Origin of the sequence: Fluviicola sp. (assembly GCF_039596395.1) — a bacterium.
Taxonomy (GTDB): Bacteria; Bacteroidota; Bacteroidia; order Flavobacteriales_D; family Crocinitomicaceae; genus Fluviicola.
Genome location: NZ_JBCNJT010000001.1, coordinates 1,552,099 through 1,570,598, shown reverse-complemented (window position 1 = coordinate 1,570,598; position 18,500 = coordinate 1,552,099). Strand labels below are relative to the sequence as shown.

Annotated in this window: 17 protein-coding genes; 4 read left to right on the top strand and 13 right to left on the bottom strand. The window is 43.4% G+C overall.

The window, feature by feature from the left end:
• Window positions 1-154: 154 nt before the first annotated feature.
• Entirely contained in the window at window positions 155-1,072 is a 918-nt protein-coding gene (locus ABDW02_RS06935; RefSeq protein ID WP_343633475.1) for an SPFH domain-containing protein, read from the bottom strand.
• Between the two features lie 219 nt (window positions 1,073-1,291).
• Between ABDW02_RS06935 and ABDW02_RS06930 the strand changes: the two genes are divergently transcribed.
• Window positions 1,292-1,420 carry a hypothetical protein gene (locus ABDW02_RS06930; RefSeq protein WP_281281538.1) on the top strand — a complete coding sequence of 43 codons (129 nt, stop codon included), beginning with the start codon at window positions 1,292-1,294 and terminating at the stop codon, window positions 1,418-1,420.
• A 170-nt stretch (window positions 1,421-1,590) separates the two neighbouring features.
• Here the strand turns inward: ABDW02_RS06930 and ABDW02_RS06925 are convergent, their stop codons facing one another.
• The 3 genes from ABDW02_RS06925 to ABDW02_RS06915 all read right to left on the bottom strand — a co-directional run bounded on the left by ABDW02_RS06925 (window position 1,591) and on the right by ABDW02_RS06915 (window position 5,829).
• Window positions 1,591-3,660: a M13 family metallopeptidase gene (locus ABDW02_RS06925; protein WP_343633473.1), complete on the bottom strand. Its 2,070-nt coding sequence runs from the start codon at window positions 3,658-3,660 to the stop codon at window positions 1,591-1,593.
• The gene (locus ABDW02_RS06920) at window positions 3,653-4,117 is read right to left on the bottom strand and encodes a GNAT family N-acetyltransferase (RefSeq protein ID WP_343633471.1); all 465 of its coding nucleotides are present in this window, start codon (window positions 4,115-4,117) and stop codon (window positions 3,653-3,655) included. Before ABDW02_RS06920 ends, ABDW02_RS06925 begins: the two co-directional genes overlap by 8 nt.
• 68 nt (window positions 4,118-4,185) lie before the next feature.
• Window positions 4,186-5,829 (bottom strand): acyl-CoA carboxylase subunit beta, encoded by a 1,644-nt coding sequence (locus ABDW02_RS06915; protein WP_343633469.1) that lies wholly within the window; start codon window positions 5,827-5,829, stop codon window positions 4,186-4,188.
• Between the two features lie 100 nt (window positions 5,830-5,929).
• On the opposite strand from ABDW02_RS06915, the gene ABDW02_RS06910 reads away from it, so the two are divergent.
• Complete coding sequence (locus tag ABDW02_RS06910; protein ID WP_343633467.1) at window positions 5,930-6,574, top strand: protein-L-isoaspartate(D-aspartate) O-methyltransferase; 645 nt, start codon at window positions 5,930-5,932, stop codon at window positions 6,572-6,574.
• A gap of 47 nt (window positions 6,575-6,621) precedes the next feature.
• Here the strand turns inward: ABDW02_RS06910 and ABDW02_RS06905 are convergent, their stop codons facing one another.
• A complete protein-coding gene (locus tag ABDW02_RS06905; RefSeq protein ID WP_343633465.1) occupies window positions 6,622-7,404 on the bottom strand; it encodes a DnaJ domain-containing protein in 783 nt (260 codons plus the stop codon).
• Window positions 7,405-8,276: 872 nt separating this feature from the next.
• Here ABDW02_RS06905 and ABDW02_RS06900 point away from each other — a divergent pair.
• Window positions 8,277-8,810 (top strand): RNA polymerase sigma factor, encoded by a 534-nt coding sequence (locus tag ABDW02_RS06900; RefSeq protein ID WP_343633463.1) that lies wholly within the window; start codon window positions 8,277-8,279, stop codon window positions 8,808-8,810.
• Window positions 8,797-9,891 carry a head GIN domain-containing protein gene (locus tag ABDW02_RS06895; protein WP_343633461.1) on the top strand — a complete coding sequence of 365 codons (1,095 nt, stop codon included), beginning with the start codon at window positions 8,797-8,799 and terminating at the stop codon, window positions 9,889-9,891. Before ABDW02_RS06900 ends, ABDW02_RS06895 begins: the two co-directional genes overlap by 14 nt.
• A 403-nt stretch (window positions 9,892-10,294) precedes the next feature.
• On the opposite strand, the gene trxB is transcribed toward ABDW02_RS06895, so the two are convergent.
• The 8 genes from trxB to ABDW02_RS06855 form a co-directional block, all read right to left on the bottom strand.
• On the bottom strand, window positions 10,295-11,242 hold the full coding sequence (trxB, locus tag ABDW02_RS06890) for a thioredoxin-disulfide reductase (RefSeq protein WP_343633459.1): 948 nt from the start codon (window positions 11,240-11,242) through the stop codon (window positions 10,295-10,297).
• Window positions 11,243-11,338: 96 nt separating this feature from the next.
• Window positions 11,339-11,896, bottom strand: a complete 558-nt coding sequence (locus ABDW02_RS06885) for an rRNA adenine N-6-methyltransferase family protein (protein ID WP_343633457.1) — start codon at window positions 11,894-11,896, stop codon at window positions 11,339-11,341.
• On the bottom strand, window positions 11,889-13,163 hold the full coding sequence (locus tag ABDW02_RS06880) for a dihydroorotase (protein ID WP_343633455.1): 1,275 nt from the start codon (window positions 13,161-13,163) through the stop codon (window positions 11,889-11,891). Before ABDW02_RS06880 ends, ABDW02_RS06885 begins: the two co-directional genes overlap by 8 nt.
• A gap of 6 nt (window positions 13,164-13,169) precedes the next feature.
• Complete coding sequence (locus ABDW02_RS06875; RefSeq protein ID WP_343633453.1) at window positions 13,170-15,221, bottom strand: BatA domain-containing protein; 2,052 nt, start codon at window positions 15,219-15,221, stop codon at window positions 13,170-13,172.
• Between the two features lie 196 nt (window positions 15,222-15,417).
• A complete protein-coding gene (locus tag ABDW02_RS06870; protein WP_343633451.1) occupies window positions 15,418-16,170 on the bottom strand; it encodes a TIGR02757 family protein in 753 nt (250 codons plus the stop codon).
• Window positions 16,171-16,172: 2 nt separating this feature from the next.
• Window positions 16,173-16,823 (bottom strand): ABC transporter ATP-binding protein, encoded by a 651-nt coding sequence (locus ABDW02_RS06865; protein WP_343633449.1) that lies wholly within the window; start codon window positions 16,821-16,823, stop codon window positions 16,173-16,175.
• A complete protein-coding gene (locus ABDW02_RS06860; protein ID WP_343633447.1) occupies window positions 16,823-18,037 on the bottom strand; it encodes a bifunctional 3,4-dihydroxy-2-butanone-4-phosphate synthase/GTP cyclohydrolase II in 1,215 nt (404 codons plus the stop codon). Before ABDW02_RS06860 ends, ABDW02_RS06865 begins: the two co-directional genes overlap by 1 nt.
• Before the next feature lie 53 nt (window positions 18,038-18,090).
• On the bottom strand, window positions 18,091-18,495 hold the full coding sequence (locus ABDW02_RS06855) for a DUF6265 family protein (RefSeq protein WP_343633445.1): 405 nt from the start codon (window positions 18,493-18,495) through the stop codon (window positions 18,091-18,093).
• Window positions 18,496-18,500: the final 5 nt, after the last annotated feature.

Here is an 18,500-nt window from a genome sequence, read left to right as displayed (position 1 = left end):
GTGTGCTTGAAGAACGTATTGCTAAACGGAATAGTTGCGTGAGGTTTTAGGTAAAAGAAATGTGGATTAAGTGTTTCTCAGAGGTAAGTTTTTGTTAGTCAGTTGATTGTCTAAAAAAAACCGCCGGAATTTCGTGTTCCGGCGGATTGGTTATTTATTTCTTCAACAAATCATTTCCCATCATCTGTTTCACGGTTTTTTCCATTCCGTCAACAGAACCGTCCAGGAAGATCACGTTTCCTTTTCCTTTTTCTGCGAATTCTTTCACGGCTTCCGTCCACATGGAGAACAGGATCAGGGAGGTATCCAAATCGGCAGCTTTCATTTTTTCTGCTGCTTCTGTCATACCTTGTGCAACTTCCTCGCGGAACAGGGCAATCCCTTGTCCTTTGAGTTGAGCCGCTTCTTTTTCTGCCTGAGCCGCAATTTTGATCGCATTTCCTTCTGCCTCCGCAGCTTTCGTTTTGGTAATCAACAAAGCCTGGCCTTCATTTTCTGCAGCAGCTTTCAGGTTATTGGAGGCTACCACTTTCGCCATGGATGTAGTGATTTCCGCGTCAAAAGTAATATCGTTCAATTGCAGGTCGATCAAGTGGAATCCCCAGGTTTCCAACGTGTGGTCCAAACTTTCTTTTACGTCAGCAACGATTTCACCGCGCAATAACAAGATTTCAGCTTGTTTCTTGGTGGCAACAAATCCGCGGACAGATCCTTCGATGGTACGGATCAACGCCTGGATAAAGCTTCTTTGGTCTACGAATTTAAAGGCTACGTTTTTGATCGTTTCTTCTTCCGAATTCAAAACAGAATAAACCAGCATGGCTTTGAAATATACATTTGCCTGGTCCTGCGTAATGGCCTGGAATTCCATTTCAATCGCACGGTTCTGGATCGAGACGCGGTTATTCAAACGTTCAAAGAAAGGAATGCGGAAATTCAATCCCGGATGCATGATCCGGCGGTATTTACCGAACATAGTCACAACAGCGATGGTTCCCTGCTGAACGGTTACAAAACTGAAGAATAGGAGGATAACAACAACTCCGATTACAATGTATTTTATTTCTACCATAATAAGTGATTTGAACAAACTTACTATTAATTCAAAAGGCAAAAGTCAAAATGTAAAAATTAAGTTCAATGTTCCGGACTTAAAGAGTTTAAACAATTGAACCTGGTTAAGATTTTTCGGAAAAAGTTTTTGCGTGTTATAAAATAAACCGAAGAGAAAACCGTTAGAATAAAAAAACGCACTTTAAATAAGCCTATGGTAAATAAATACTTGACAAACATGCAAACACAGGAAGTTACTGAGATTGCGAATCCATCCGCAGCTGTTATCAGTCAAATTCTGAACTACAGCAAATCATTGGAAGTAAAGAAATTGAAGCGCAAAAAAGTGCTTTTAAATTTAAACTAAAAAAGAAGGGCCCTTAAACGGGCCTTTTTCATTTTCACCACAATTAAGCGAAGTTCACAAGGTTGTTTTTTATAGCACGTGTTTTACATTTTCCTTGTGTTCCTGTGCTCCTCGTGGTAAACAAAAAAGCACCGCCAGTCGACGATGCTTTCCACTTATTTTTATTCCGATTACCAGATTTTTGCAACCTTTTCATCCGGGTTACGCATTTTGTCTCCCGGTTTCACGTTGAATGCTGCAAAGAATTCCGGACAGTTCATCAAAGGTCCGTTTACGCGGTACATTCCCGGTGAATGCGGGTCTGTTGCGATTCTTTTCTTCAATTCTGCTTCCGTGTAGTTGATCTTCCACAACTGGGCATAAGAAATAAAGAAACGCTGAGCCGGTGTGTACCCGTCGATCATCACGTTTTTCTTGAAATCGTCTGTCATGGCGTAAGCATAGTAAGCCATAGTCAAACCTCCAAGGTCGGCAATGTTTTCACCCATAGTCAATTCCGGGTTCACGCAGTTGTCCGAAATAGGGCAGAACGAGCTGAATGTTTTTCCTAAAATTTCTGTTTTGGAAACGAATTTCTGCTTGTCGGTATCCTGCCACCAATCGTTGTAACTTCCGTCAGCTGCAAATTTGGAACCGTTGTCGTCGAATCCGTGTGTGAATTCGTGTCCGATCACCATCCCGATTCTTCCGTAGTTTACGGCATCTTCTGCTTTTTCATCGAAGAAAGGAGGTTGCATGATTCCTGCAGGGAAAGCGATCTCGTTCAATAGCGGATGGTAGTATGCATTAACCAAATGCGCAGGCATTTCCCACTCTTTTCGGTTCACCGGCTTGTGCAGTTTCTCTAAGTTTTCCTTAAATGCAAAACTGCGGGAGTTGTCGATGTTTGCCACGTAATCAACCGGGCTGATCGTCAATCCTTTGTAGCTTTTCCACTCATCCGGGAAACCTAGTTTTCTTCCGATGGCGTTCAATTTTGCCAATGCCTCTTTTTTCGTGTTGTCAGACATCCAGTCCAACCCGTTGATACGCATTCTGAAGCTGGCCAATAAATTGTCGACCATTGAGTTTACACGATTTTTCGCATTTACGGAGAATGTTTTGTCTACGAATGCTTTTCCAAGTAATTCGGCCAAAGTTGAACCGGTAATTTCCTCGATGCAACGCTCTTCGATCGGTTTCATGTTACTGGTACCGCTCAAAACACCGCTGTAGAAATCGAAATTGTGTTTTACCCATTTGTCGTCCAGTTTTCCTGCATAAGCATTGATCGTACACCAAGACAGGTAGTTATTCCAGGATTGGAAAGAAACTTTGTCCATCATCGTGTTAATCTGTTTCATGAATTCAGGCTGTCCAACAATCAGTGAATCAAAGTGTTCACAACCGATTTTCGTCAGGTAGGCTTCAAAGTCGAACTTCGGCATCGCTTTTACAACCTGGTCCAGAGACATTTTGTTGTAGGTCTTTTCCGGAAGGCGTGACTCGGCAGGAGTCATCATCGCTCCGGCCAATTCTTTTTCGAAATTGAAGATATCGTTTGCTTTCTTTTTCGCTGCATCTTCCGAATCGCCTAATAATTGAAACGATTTTTGGATGTGCAAAATATATGCATCGCGAATGGCCTGCTTATTTTCCTGGAAATAATAGTCGCGGTTCGGTAACCCGATTCCGCCTTGTCCCCAGTAAGCCACATTCTTGTTAACATCTTTCAGATCCTGTCCGATTCCGAACCCGAAAACAGATTCGATTCCCAACTGATGCTGCTGTGCGATAATCCCGACGAATTCATCTTTCGACTTCATCTCTGAGATCTTCGCCAAACGGTCTGTCAAAGGTTTTGCTCCGGCTGCATTGCGCACTTCCATGTTTGTGAAAGAAGTATAGTAATCTCCCAGCAACTGGTCCTGGCTTCCGGGAGTTTTTGCTGTAGATGCCGCGGCAGTTTGAAGGATTTGCTTCAAAGTTGCTTTATTGCGCTTATCCAGTTCGTTGAAACTTCCCCAGCGAGATTCGGTATTCGGAACAGGATTATTCTTGCACCAGGTTCCGTTTGCAAACTGGAAGAAATCGTCCTGTGGCTTCACAGAAAGGTCCATGTAGGAAATATCAATACTCGTTGGTTTGGAGGATGTTTCCGAAATTGTACCAACGGGTTTGTCCGGCGGAAGTGTTGTTTTTGGCTGACAGGCAACTAAAGATGTTGCAACGACCGCCAGTGGTAGCATTTTATTAACCATTTTTTTCAGGATTTAGAAGCATTTCAACATGCGGGATTTCATCTTCAAAGTATTCTTTACCTGTAGATACAAATCCGGATTTATTATAGAATTTTTCCAGGTGTTTTTGTGCCGAAATACGGATAGGAACTACACCGAATTCTTCGTGAACAAACTGGATACACTTTTCCATCAATTCCAATCCAACGCCATTTCCACGGCATTCGTTGGTAAGAACCACACGGCCGATGGCCACTTCCGGATAAGAAATTCCGGGGTGCAGGATACGCGCAGTAGCAATTACGTCCCCTTTTCCATCGCGCAAAAGCAGGTGATAGGCCTTCTTATCTTTTCCGTCAAGGTCCAGGTAAGTACAGTTTTGTTCCACTACAAAAGCTTTCAGTCTCAACGCAATGATGTCGTGAAACTCATTCAATGTCAGTTCTTTGTAAGGTTTGAATTGCCAGTCTAAATGCATACTATTAATTATTTATTGGGTAATTATCTATTATCAAGCTTGATAATTTTATCGTTGATAATTGATAATTACGTCTGGATTACTCCAACATTATACGGTTTTTCTGCCTTTTTATGGTTTGCCATTTCGATTCCGATCGACAGGAATTCCCTTGTCTTTGCAGGGTCAATAATTGCATCCAGCCATAAGCGTGAAGCAGCGTAGTACGGAGAAATTTGTTCGTCGTAGCGCGCTTTGATCGTATTGTAAAGTTCGGCTTCTCTTTCCGCTGTAATTTCTTCTCCGCGTGCTTTCAGGGAAGCCACTTCGATCTGAAGCAATGTTTTGGCAGCAGAAGCTCCGCTCATTACCGCCACTTCAGCAGTTGGCCAACCAACGATCAAACGCGGGTCGTAAGCTTTTCCACACATCGCGTAGTTCCCGGCTCCATATGAATTCCCGACAACAACCGTGAATTTCGGAACAACCGAATTTGCCATGGCATTCACCATTTTAGCTCCGTCTTTGATGATTCCTGCATGTTCTGATTTGGAACCGACCATGAACCCGGAAACATCCTGGAAGAAGATCAAAGGAATGTTCTTTTGGTTGCAATTCATGATGAAACGAGCCGCTTTATCAGCAGAATCGTTGTAGATCACACCTCCGAACTGCATTTCGCCTTTTGCGTTTTTGGACAATTCGCGCTGATTGGCTACAATACCCACGCTCCAGCCATCCAAACGGGCATACGCACAAACGATGGTTTTACCGTAATCGCTTTTGTATTCCGTCAGGCTTCCTTCGTCAAAAATACAATCCAGGATATCGTGAACGTTATATGGTTTTGCTCTTTCGGAAGGCAGGATTCCGTAAACTTTCTTTGCTTCTTCTTTCGGTGCAACCGGCTCGATGCGGTCAAATCCTGCAGATTCAGGCGCTCCGATCTGGCTCATCATTTTACGGATCGTTTTCAGGCATTCTTCGTCGTTTGCTACTTTATAATCACAAACTCCGGAGATTTCCGTATGCGTGGTTGCTCCGCCAAGCGTTTCATTGTCGATATTTTCTCCGATAGCAGCTTTTACAAGGTAAGAACCGGCCAGGAAGATTGTTCCCGTTTTATCCACGATCAATGATTCGTCGGACATAATCGGAAGGTAAGCACCACCGGCCACACAGCTTCCCATAACGGCAGCAATTTGTGTGATTCCCATGGAACTCATCACGGCGTTGTTTCTGAAAATGCGGCCGAAATGTTCTTTATCCGGGAAAATCTCGTCCTGCATCGGAAGGTAAACTCCTGCCGAATCCACCAGATAGATAATCGGAAGTTTATTTTCCATAGCGATTTCCTGTGCACGCAGGTTTTTCTTTCCGGTAATCGGGAACCAGGCACCGGCTTTTACCGTAGCGTCATTCGCAACAACAATACATTGTTTCCCGGAAACTTTCCCGATAACCATTACTACTCCGGCAGAAGGGCATCCGCCGTGTTCTTTATACATTCCCATTCCGGCAAAAGCACCTACTTCGAAGCGTGGGGTATTCGGATCCAGCAGCATGTCAATTCGCTCACGGGCGGTCATTTTTCCTTTTTCATGATGTGCAGCAATCCGTTTTTCACCGCCTCCTTTCATAATAGAAGCAAGTTCAGACTCCATACGGGAAATCTTCAGCCTCATTTCATCGTCGTTCTTATTGAATTCCAATTCTTTTGAATCAATTGCCATGTTTTTTCGTTTATTAGCGTCCCAAATATACACAATTCACTGTAGAAACTTTCTGGAACGAGCGGAAAGAATGAGGCGATTTCTAAATTACCTTTGCAAGATGCAGGATACTTACAAGCACAAGGGAATGAGAAAGCAGTTGATAGATCAATTGCGCCAAAAAGGAATTACGGATGAACGCGTGCTGACCGCATTTGATGCAGTGCCGCGCCATTTCTTCCTGGATTTGGTGTTCGAGCAACAGGCTTATTCGAATGTGGCTTTCCAGATCGGTGCCGGACAAACCATTTCTCATCCGTATACGGTTGCTTTCCAGACTTCCATCCTGGAACTGAAAAAAGGGGAGAAGGTGCTCGAAATCGGAACAGGTTCGGGTTTTCAGACTTGCATTTTGTGTTCGATGGGAATGAAAGTATTTTCGATAGAACGTCAGAAAGAACTGCATATCAAAGCCAAAAAGATCATCGATCACTTCCGGTTTACACCCAAATTGTTTTTTGGTGACGGATACGAAGGAAAAGAAACCTTTGCACCTTTTGACAAAATTTTGGTGACCTGCGGAGCGCCTTTTATTCCCGCAAAGCTGGTTCAGCAACTGAAAGTGGGAGGGATGATGGTCATTCCGGTAGGGGATTTGGATTCCCAGGAAATGCACCGCATTACGAAAGTTTCCGATACGGAATACAAAGAAGAAGTGTTCGGGAATTTTAGTTTCGTGCCGATGCTGGAGAAAACAGTGAGATAGAATGATCAATTATGAATGTTGAAATTATCAAGCTTGATAATTGATAATTAACCCATTAATAATTCGTAGGCGTTCTGTATTTCCACAAATTTCTCTGCAGCCATCTTTTGCTGCGATTCCGTTCCGGTTGCAAATTTATCCGGGTGGTGAAGTTTGACCAGTTTCCGGTAAGCTTTCTTGATTTCTTCAGGCGTGGCATTTTTAGCGACACCCAGGATCTCGTGCGCGTAGGTTTTGGATTTCGGAGTTGCTTTTTGTTCGGTTTTTTCTTTGCGGTGTTCGCTGTAAGCGGCATAAATAGCGATGATTTTCGCCAGGTTATCCGGAGCTAATTCCAGGTCCGCATTGATCTTTTTCAGGAAATTCAATTCCGGAGTGCTCATTTTTCCGTTGATCAGAGCCAGTCCGGTCAGGAAATAGATGATTTGTGAGCGGGAACCTTCGTCTTTCAAATGAACTTTCATCCAATCCGTAATGGTTTCCGTTTTGATCGGGTATTTGAGCGAAAACAGGAGTGAATCGCCGAAGTTATAGGTTGCTTTTGGAAAATACCGGTTGAAATACTGGTTAATGAACTGGATCTTTTCTTTGGATTCCTGGTAATTGATCAGCATCAGTTTGGCTCCCAAAGCCAGGTATGCTTCCAGGTAATTGTCTTCTACCGGTTTCAGGCTTTGGGGGAAAATTCCTTTTCGCCAATACCGTGCGTGACGGGTTTTGTAAGCGTAAAGCGTTAATCCGCCTACGAATGGAATTCCAAATAACAGGATCACCAGCCAATTCGGCAAATCGGCTATCGGTTCAAAATTAAGCTGCATGAAGTGCATCATAAAGGAACAGTTCTATCGGGTAATCCTTAAAAGGTCCCAAAGTAACAAATATTGGTCAATGAAAGTGACGCGGAAATTTTACTTTTGTGATCTGATGGAAAAAAACAGGAACCTGAAGTATTTGAAAGGAGTTACAATTGCTCTCTTGGTAGTATACATGCTGTTTGTTTTGATGAATTTTCTTCACGGAATTTGGGACTTCGTATTTCATTTTGGTAACGGAGAATTGGATTTTCTGATACCTATTAAAAATTATACCGGAGAATTTCATTTTGTGCTTTACGTGCTCACATACGTTTTGGAAATTGTTTTTTTGCTTGTTTTGAATCATTTTGTAAAAAAGGAAGGAATAGGAAAAGGGTATCATTTTCTACTTGTTTTGCTGTCGTTTGTACCGATAGCAAATTGTTTTCTCTTTTACATTCTTAAAAGAAAACTGAATAGAGAACTGTTTATTTATTCGGGAATGAAGGAGATTAGCTCCGATCGGAAAATTGTTACTGCCTGGGTTTTGATGATTGTTTTTGTGATTTATGTGTTTTTAGTACCGTTCTTGACCTATTACTTGAATTCACCGGAACTTGTTTCCGAAGCTGCTTCTTTCATGAGATTCTCAAAATTAATAACTGATAGTTATTTTTTATCGACCTCTCTTATCTGGCTCATATATTACCTGGAGTTTAAAAGAATGCTGAATAGAATTGATTTAACACATTCGCCGATTAATGACAATTCGCTGTTGGATAGCTGATTACGTGTTTTATTTTACAGGTCATCCACATACTTTTACACTTCTTTTAAAATAATTTTCATTTCCGTGTCACTTTTCCGGAACACGTTACACTAACTTTATCAGAGACCAATTTAGCAAGATGACGGCCACGAAGAAAAAGCGTTTTATGGAGCTTTATGAACCTATACATGTGAGGTTCGAAAAGTTTTGTAAAGCAAGAGCGTACGGGAATTTCAATTTCAAGGATTTGATGCATGATGCGTTGGTGGTCGCGTATGAGCGCTTCGACTCTTTGAAGCATGAAGAAGCATTTCTGCATTTTCTTTTTGGAATTGCCATACGCTTATTGGCGAACGAAAATCGCAAGATCAGCACGGAACGTTTTTCCGATCATTCACAAGTCTACAATTATTCGGTGGAAAGTGACCGGACGGAAAGGCTTTTGGAAATCAATTCCCTGTACGAAGCGATTTCCAGGTTGCCGGATCAGCAAAAAGAAAGTATTATCCTGTTTGAGATCTCCGGGTTTTCGATCAAAGAAATTGCAGAACTGCAGGAATCTTCGGAAGATGCCGTGAAACAGCGATTGGTCAGAAGTAGAAAAAAATTGGTTGAATTGATGACCGAAAAAAAAGAAGTAGCATTAAATAGTTTGAGTTATGACAGAAGATAGACTTTCCGGTTTGTTTGATGAGATTCGGAATGAATCGGCTCAAACTTCTATTTCAGAGGTGGATCAATGGATTGATGCTGCGGTGGCTGCCGGTGCAACAGTTGGACTCTTAGCGACATTGAAATTAATACTTATCAAAAAACCTTTGATTATGTGGACGACATTATTAACAGTAACGGGCGGAGCTTCCCTGGGAGCAGTCATGATCTTCAGTAAACCTGAAGTAAAAGAAAAGCCGGTAAAACAAGAAGTAGTTTCAACTTATTCCGTTCCGGCAAAACAGCTGAAGGAAGAACAAACCGAAGAACCGGTGGAGCAGGAGTCTCCCAAAGTGGAACAACCCGCAACAGAACCGGATCCCGAAGCAATCACTTTGCCCGAAGATATGGGAACTCCTGTTCCTGTAAAATACCCGAGCTACAATAACCAGTACCAGATTCCTGCATACAGGAAACCTCAAACTACAGAATCATTTACAAAGGTTCACGTTTCGGGTGCTTTGTATGTGGAATTGTCACAGGGGAAAGCATGCAGCATATTGATAGAGCCCGAAACTGCCAAGGACCTGGTTCAGGTGGAAATCCAGAATGGAACACTTTACCTGAAAAATGAAAGGAATAAAGGGGAACGCCGCGAAAAATTGGTGGTTAAAGTTACTGTTCAGGACCTGGACGAATTGTTCCTGAGCGGCGCTACCTCTTTAATGACGATGCACCAGTTCGGACTGGGAACTTTGTCACTGGAAATGGATGGAGCGAGTAATGCCAATCTGAACCTGAAAACAACGAAGTTAAAAGGTGATTTTTCGGGAGCGAGTAATGTAACGCTCGAAGGAACCAGTGAAAATGCCGATTTGCACATTTCTGGAGCTGCTCAGGCGAATTTAACGGACCTGTCGGTGAAACATGCAAAACTGGTTAACAGCGGAGCCGGACATGCGGAAATCTCAGTATCGGAAACCCTGAAAGCTGATGGTTCCGGAGCCAGTGAAACTTATTACAAAGTATCCTCCGGCTCAAATTCCATCCGGGTAGACGTGAGCTCAACCGGAAGTGCCATCATCAAAGACGTGAAAAAATGATCTATTAAAAGGGAAAACTAAAAAGACACTTTTAACTTTTTACATACTCCCTTTTAACATATAAAGACGCAGCAATGACAAGCGTTAGCGCGAAAATTGCCAGGAATAACAAATCGAATTAAAGACGCTGTAACAAGGCAAGTTAGTTTATAACCTAAGTAGAGTAAAGAAGAGTCCGCCTGGCGGACGAAGACGCAGCAATGACAAGCGTTAGCGCGAAAATTGCCAGGAATAATAAATCGAATTAAAGACGCTGTAACAAAGCAAGTTAGTTTATAACCTAAGTAGAGTAAAGAAAAGTCCGCAACGGCGGACGAAAAAGCCCCTGAAGGAGAGTCAGGGGCTTTTTTTTACGTATATAATTTTGAAGGGTGACTGAGCGGAGTCGAAGTCACTGATTTCGTTAATGCTCTAAACTAGCCAGGTAGCGCTCTGCATCCAAAGCGGCCATACAACCTGTTCCGGCAGCAGTGATCGCCTGACGGTATGTTTTGTCAGCAGCATCTCCCGCTACAAATACTCCCGGAACGTTCGTTAATGAAGTTCCCGGTTTTTCGTACTTGATATAACCCGTTTCATCCAGGTTGATGTAATCTTTGAAAACGTCTGTATTCGGTTTGTGACCGATTGCCACGAAGAAACCTGTAGCCGGGATTTCTTTTTCTTCTCCCGTAACATTGTTTTTCACTTTCACCGCTGAAACACCGTGTCCGTCACCCAATACTTCTACTGTTTCCGTATTGTGCAGGATTTCGATATTCGGTGTGTTGCGAACGCGGTCTGCCATGATCTTGGAAGCGCGGAATTTATCCGTACGTACCAGCATGGTCACTTTCTTACATAATTTGGAGAGGTAATGCGCTTCTTCACAAGCAGAATCTCCTGCACCAACAATTACTGTTTCCTGTCCGCGGTAAAAGAATCCGTCACACACAGCGCAGGCAGAAACACCACCACCGATGGAAAGGTAATGCTGCTCGGAAGGCAATCCCAGGTATTTTGCAGCAGCTCCGGTAGAAATAATCACCGTATCCGCATGAATTTCATGTCCGTCTTCTGTCCAGCATTTATGAACAGGCCCGGAGAAATCCACTTTCGTGATAAACCCAAAACGTACATCTGTTTCAAAACGCTTAGCCTGAGTTTCCAGTTGCACCATCATTTCAGGACCTGAAATACCATCAGGATATCCCGGAAAGTTCTCAACTTCGTTGGTAGTTGTTAACTGTCCGCCAGGCTGCATTCCCTGGTACATAACGGGTTTCATTTCTGCTCTGGCAGCGTAAATTGCAGCAGTATATCCTGCAGGACCAGAACCGATAATCAGGCATTTTATTCTCTCAGCGCTCATCTTCGTTTGTTCGTTTTTTTTGAATGTATAAAATTAGGGTTTTCTTTCCTTTCAGAAACACTTCTGAAGAAAGCGGATTTTAATAGGAATCCAAGTTTATTTTTTACAGTAGTAAATAAAAGCAGGAGGGAAGTTAGCAGGTGTAAATGCAATTTCCATGTGCTTAAAGAATTGCTTGATATGCTTTTTGGCGTTCAGGGAATACTGGAACTGAACATACAGCGAATTTGCGTGCATTACCCGGTGGCTTTCCTTCAGGATCCGGTTCTTCAATTCGCTCGGGAAATTGGCAAGCGGAAGCGATGAAACAACCGCATCAGCCTGTTTATACCCGTATTTCTCCAGGTATTCGCCGATTTTCTCTGCAGAATCGTGGATCAGGATCACACGCGGATCTTTGAACTCTTTTTTCAATTGGTTCATGAAACTGTCGTTGAGTTCAAACACCAGCAAAATACCGTCAGGACTCAGTTTTTGAAGCATTTTACGGGTGAAAACCCCGGTCCCCGGACCTAGTTCCACAATTACTTTAGCTGTTGAGAAATCAATTTTCTGCAACATTTTTTTTGCTAAATACTTGGAGCTTGGAGCCATCGCCCCAACCATTTTACGTTCTTTCCAGAAATTACGTATAAACGAACGCTTATCAGACATTTTCTCTTGTTTCTTTCAGTGCGAATTTACCATTATTGATAATTCCATAAACAAATCCGTTCAATTGTTTATCCAATGCCGGTGTATTGCTGCACGCGATAACTAAATCTTCTTTGGTGAATACCCACGGTTTTCCCGGGATAAACAACGATAAATCCGCTATTGACTGTTCTTCAATAGGTGAGGTATTCAGGGACAATAGAGCCCGTGATTTTTCGGTCAATCCGTTCACAACGAGTTCCAGGTCGAAATCCGGGCAAGCTCCCAATTCACCGAAAAGTGTCTGAATGGTGCTGTTACCGAAATTTGCATGGTCGAATTCCAGATCGGTTTCTTCCGTGTCATTCGGGCGGTGATCAGAAACAATGCAATCGATCGTTCCATCTTTCAAGCCTGCCCAAAGTGCCTTGCGGTCCGACTCAGGCCGGAGCGGAGGCATTAATTTAAAGTTTACGTCGAAATCCAGCACCGCTGTTTCATTGTAAATCAGGTGTTGTGCATGCACATCTGCCGTAATGTTCAATCCTTTGGCTTTTGCCTTGCGGATCAGTTCTACGGATTCAGCGGTAGAAATCCCGGTTGCATGCAGGTTTCCTCCTGTATATTCCAACAGGCGCAGGTTGCGTTCCAGCTGGATGATCTCACTGATCGCCGGATCTGCTTTCAAACCGGTTTTCGTGGAAGCTTCTCCTTCGTTGACCATTCCGCCTCCGGAAATAGACTTGTCGTGAGCAAAACCAACCACAATTCCGTCAAAATTTTTCGAATAAAGCAATGCGCGGTACATAATTCCGCCGTTTACAGGAACTAAGTCGTCAGAAAACAGGCGCACTCCGGATTGGAACATGTCGTACATTTCAGCCAATGCCTCGCCCTGGTTCTTTTTGGTAATACATCCCATCGGGTGCAGGGAAGTTACTGCGTTTTCACTCCTTCTCAGGACATATTCCACGCTCGTTTTGTTGTCCAGCACGGGGGAAGTGGACGGCAGGACGGCAACATGCGTAAATCCGCCGTAAGCCGCAGCATCCAATCCGGTTTGGATCGTTGATTTATGTTCTTCTCCCGGATCTGCAAAATGTGCTTTCAGATCCACCCAGCCTTTGGAAATATGCAGGTTTTCTTCCTGGATTTCCAATTCACAGGAGCGTTCGATTTTTCCCGAAATCTCGTGGATTTTTCCGTCTTCCAGGTAAATATCTACTTGCTTTCCATGCCATTTGGAGCTTTTGTCGATAACCGTTGCTTGCCGGATCAATAATTTCATAGTTCTTTATTTCTTATAGAAAATTAGTAAAGCCATTTCGCACAGGACGAATATTCCTGCAAAGAAAACAAACCAAATCCAACTATCATAACTCTCGCCGATTTCCAGCAGCGATGCGCTGTTCCAATTGGAGCCGTCTTGTATTGAATTTACACGGATTCCGGCTTGTTCGAAGGCGTTTTTGATTTCTTCGGGAGTAGATTCCTGGGTTTGTGATTCCAGGCGGTTATAATTCGTTGAAAGTGTTCCTGTTACTTTTCCATCCTGTGAAATGCTGTAATTTCCGGCTTCCAGGATACGAATAGCTTCCAGTCCCTGTATGGAAAGGTAAGCGCGTTTGTTTTTGGTGAAAATCACCGGGATAAAATCCACTTGTCCCTGCTTGAGGTGAACCGGGTTTTCACTGGCGGCATTGTTGCTCAGCGGATAACTGCCATCCGAACCTATAATCAGGTAATACGGGTTTTGGCGCTGGCTCAGGTTCCCCACGTGTAACAACAGTGTAGAGAACAATTGATTGCTCGTAAATGTGCTGAATTCGGGCTTCAGGGAAGTGGAAAACAAATACCCGTTGTTCCTGCCGGTACTTTTCACGAAGAAAGGCGTTCCGTTCTGGTAATTGATCAGGTTGCTCGAAAGTGTATTGGAATTGCTCATCAAACGGTAAGCCTTGGCAACTGCCGGAAGTGAAATGTTTTCGGGTTTTCCTTCAAAAACTCCCTGGAAGAACGGATCCTTGATGTTCAGTTTCTGGATGCCGAGTCCAACGGTCTGTGTTCCGTTGATTGCTGGCAAATGCAGCTTATCCAGCAAAGCATTCCAGCCGGAAGGTGAAACATTTGTTCCAGGAATCAGCAAGATGGAACCCTGCTCGTCGTGATAAGCAGCCAGTTCATTGCTCAGGTTGCTGGGAACCTGGTTCAGTCCGTTTAAAACTACCAGGTCAACTGCGTCCAGGTTTTCCTGGGATGCCTGGTTGGTAGATACTTCCTTGATTCGGTAGAAATCATCCAATCTGAATACAATTCCCACATTTTCGACCGCGTCTTCGCCGTTTATGATCAACACCGAACTGTTTTTCTTGACTTCGTAGTTGAAAAAGAACGAGTCGTCCTGCGTCATTTGCTTGTCGTTGATCGCAATTTTTCCTTTGGCGATTCCGGCTTCCTGGTTGAAATAGTTCAATTGTACGGTATCCGCGCCGTTTGCCGGTAATTCTGCAAACAGGTCGCGTTTCAATTTCCCGATCTGTACACTCACCACAGCCGATTCAACCGCTTCTTTCCCGGTGTTGACAACACGGATGGAAAGTGTTTGGGCAGATCCCAGTTTTTGGATCGGAGTTTCGAACCAGATGGTATCTACGTAGAGATTCCCGGTGTTTTGCGGAGCAAGAATTAGCGGTGAAACGCTTGCTATCGATTTAAATTTTTTAGTTAAATGAGTTGAATTATTTTTTTGAAAATCAGATAGATAAACCAAGGAAGGTTTCGTTTTGATATTTCCCTCTTTCTGAGCATCTTCCACCCATTGGTTCCAATACGAAAGAATCTCTTCCTGCGAACGGTAAATAGGAGAGTAGTTGACTTTTGCAACCTGGTCCACGAATTTAACTTTCGTCAGTGTCTGTTTTTCGTTCCCGCTTAATTCGTTCGTGAATAGTACATATTGCGTATTTCTCGGAGCTTTATCCACAATGGAACCGGCCAATTCTTTTGCCTGTGCCAATAATTCACCTTGTCCGCCGATGCGCGACATGGAAAAGGAATTGTCAATGTAAACGCCGATCAGCTGAATGTCTTTTTTGTTGGCATCCGATTTTGGAAAATAGGGTTGAGCAAAGGCTATCACCAAACAGGCAAAAGCCAGGGCGCGCGAAAGTAAAATCAGTAAATGCTTGATTTTTCGCGGGTTTTTCTGCTGCTGTTCAACCGATTTAACAAAGGCAATGCTGGAAAAATAGATGGTTTTGTATTTGCGGAAATGGAACAGGTGAATGAGGATTGGAATGACCAAAACCAGTAGGGCAAATAAAAATTCAGGATAGACCCATTTCATAATGCTAAGATAATTATGAATTGCGAATTATGAAGTGCGAATTCCAGGAGTTTTCCCTGATTTTTGAACAATCTGGCTTTCCGCCGAGGCGGACTCAGCCATCTTTGTTTTACAGTTATTGGCGAACGAAGTTAAAGCCGTTTCGTTTTTATTCTATAATAGAGTGAAAAGTGACAGAGTTCCGAAGTTCGGGAAGTCACTTCACTCCCTCAAAAACGCCCAGGCCAAACAGCGCAAAGTCGTATTTACAAGGATCTTCCGGATCGAATTGTACCAGTTGTTCCTGGATTTCCGCTACGCTTTTCCAATCGTTTTGTGTGCGGGTCAGAATTCCCAGTTTGCGGGCCACATTCCCGGTATGAACATCTAAAGGCAGGTGAAGCTCCGACATCGGGATGGTTTCCCAGATCCCGAAATCTACCCCGGATTCGTCTTTTCGTACCATCCATCGCAAAAACATATTGATGCGTTTGGCAGAAGAGCCTTTCAACGGATTTGCCAGGTGTTTGTGTGTTCTGTCGGGAAATGGTTCCTGTGTGAATGCATTCCGGAACGAAACAATCCGACCCTGGACTCCCGGAATTTCCGGATGAAGGCCGAAAGCCTTTTCCAATCCGCCGTTTTGATAGATTTTTTGCAACGAAACAAAAAAAGCGTTCAGATCGTCGCTGTTGAATGTGCGGTGAACGAAAGTGTGTTTTTGTTCTTCGTAATTCAGGACGTATTCGTATGGCTTAAAGTTCATGATTTCCAGCAAGCGCTGACCGCTTTTGATAATAGCCGTGCGGTTTCCCCAGGCAAGCGTTGAAATTAAAAATGCGCTGATCTCAATGTCTTCCTTCCTGGAAAATTGCTTCGGGATTTGGATCGGGTCCGACTGGATAAAATCGGGTTTGTTGTATTCTACGACCTTTCTGTCCAGGTATTCAATGAGTTGCTGTTTATTCATAGTTATTTCAGTGAACCGTCAGCCATCACAATACTTCTGTCGGCCATTTCTGCCAGCTGGTTGTTGTGTGTTACGATCACAAAAGTTTGACCGAATTCTTTGCGCAGGTCGAAAAACAACTGGTGCAATTCTGCCGCATTCTTTGAATCCAAGTTCCCGGAAGGTTCATCTGCAAAAATAATATCCGGTTCGTTCATGAGCGCCCGAGCAACAGCTACGCGCTGTTGTTCTCCGCCGGATAGGGCAGAGGGCTGGTGATTTTCCCGGCTGCTTAAGCCTAATTTGTCCAGCAGCTGTTTTGCGCGTTCTTTGGATTCGTTCATTCCGTTTCCGCCGATCAAAGCCGGCATGACCACGTTTTCCAAAGCGGTAAACTCCGGTAATAATTGATGGAACTGGAATACAAACCCGATTTTCTGGTTCCTGAATTCCGCCAAACCTTTTGAGTTCAGGGAAAACGGGTTTACTCCGTTCAGGGTTAAACTTCCGGAATCAGGCTTGTCAAGAGTACCCAAAATCTGGAGCAGGGTTGTTTTTCCTGCTCCCGAAGATCCGACAATTGAAACGATTTCCCCGGATTGGATTTCCAGGTCGATTCCTTTCAATACATCTAATTGTCCGTATTTTTTTTGGATTCCCTTTGCTACAAGCATTATTTATCCAGTTTTAAAGAATGCCCCATTTTCGTAGCCTTGGTCTTCAAATAACTCTCATTATGAGCATTGCGCCCAACCTCAATCGCTACATTTTCCACGATTTCCAATCCGTAACCGATCAGACCGGTACGTTTTTTCGGGTTGTTGGACATCAGGCGGATTTTTGAAATTCCCAGGTCGTGCAGGATTTGAGCTCCGATACCATATTCGCGTTCGTCGGATTTGAACCCTAATTTCAGGTTTGCTTCTACGGTGTCGTATCCTTCTTCCTGTAATTTGTATGCTTTTAATTTATTCAAAAGTCCGATTCCTCGTCCTTCCTGGTTCAAATAAACGATTGCTCCTTTTCCTTCAGCTTCGATCATCTTCATGGAGTGATGCAACTGCGGACCGCAATCACAGCGGCATGAACCGAAAATATCACCTGTCAGACATGATGAGTGCATGCGTACCAAAACCGGTTCATTCGGTTCCCAGCTTCCTTTGATCAAAGCCAAATGCTCTTGTCCGTTTGATTTTACCGAGAAAGCAACCAATTTGAAATCTCCGTGCTCGGTAGGCATTTCTACTTCCACTTCACGGGAAATCAATGATTCGTGCTTCATGCGGTAAGCGATCAGATCGGCGATTGAGATCAGTTTCAGGTCGAACTTCTTCGCGATCTCAAACAATTGAGGCAAACGCGACATGGAACCGTCTTCATTCAGGATTTCTACTAAGATTCCGGCAGGTTTGAACCCAGCCAAACGGGCCAAATCAACAGCTGCTTCCGTGTGACCGGTGCGCTGCAATACGCCGCCTTTTTTCGCTCTTAATGGGAAAATGTGTCCCGGACGACCTAAATCTTCCGGCCTTGTATCATCGGATACCAATGCTTTGATCGTTTTTGCACGGTCGAAAACAGAGATTCCGGTAGTACATCCGTGACCGATTAAGTCAACGGAAACTGTAAATTGTGTTTCGTGAAGTACGGTGTTGTTGGTAACCATGAGGTTCAATTCCAATTCGTTACATCTGGATTCGGTTAACGGAGTACAGATTAATCCTCTTCCGTGTGTTGCCATGAAGTTGATCATTTCGGGAGTAACCATTTCAGCTGCTGCTATAAAGTCTCCTTCATTTTCGCGATCTTCATCATCTACAACAATGATAACTTTTCCTGCTTTTATATCTTCAATTGCTTCTTCGATTGTATTTAATTGTCCTGACATATCGTATAATAAATGTACCGCAAATTTACTTCGAATTCTGCAATAGCGCTATACTATTTCATTTTTTTAAATGTAAAGAAGATACCATTCGGATCGTTTTTCACGTTTTCAATCCAAACGGACATTTTGTTGGCTACCGGCCTTACGTAATTGATGCGTTTGGGAAAGGGATTCCGGTTATTCACAAATGTTAATGTGTCGGCATCGCGGTAGTCTTTGCAGGTAAAAACCAGGGTGTCTTTTTCGATGACGATTTGGTAGTGCAGTGTATTGTTTTTTTCAAAGATCCGGAGAAATTCTTTCTGGAATTTGTTTTCGTAATGCATGTAGTTTTCACCCGAAATACATTTACGCTGGACTTTCCAGTTTTCATGAATGGTTTCATTGTCCAGGGAAGTGATCCAGTTTCCATGAATCCATTCCGGCAAGTTGCTTCTGTCCGAACAGGAATGAAGCATGAACA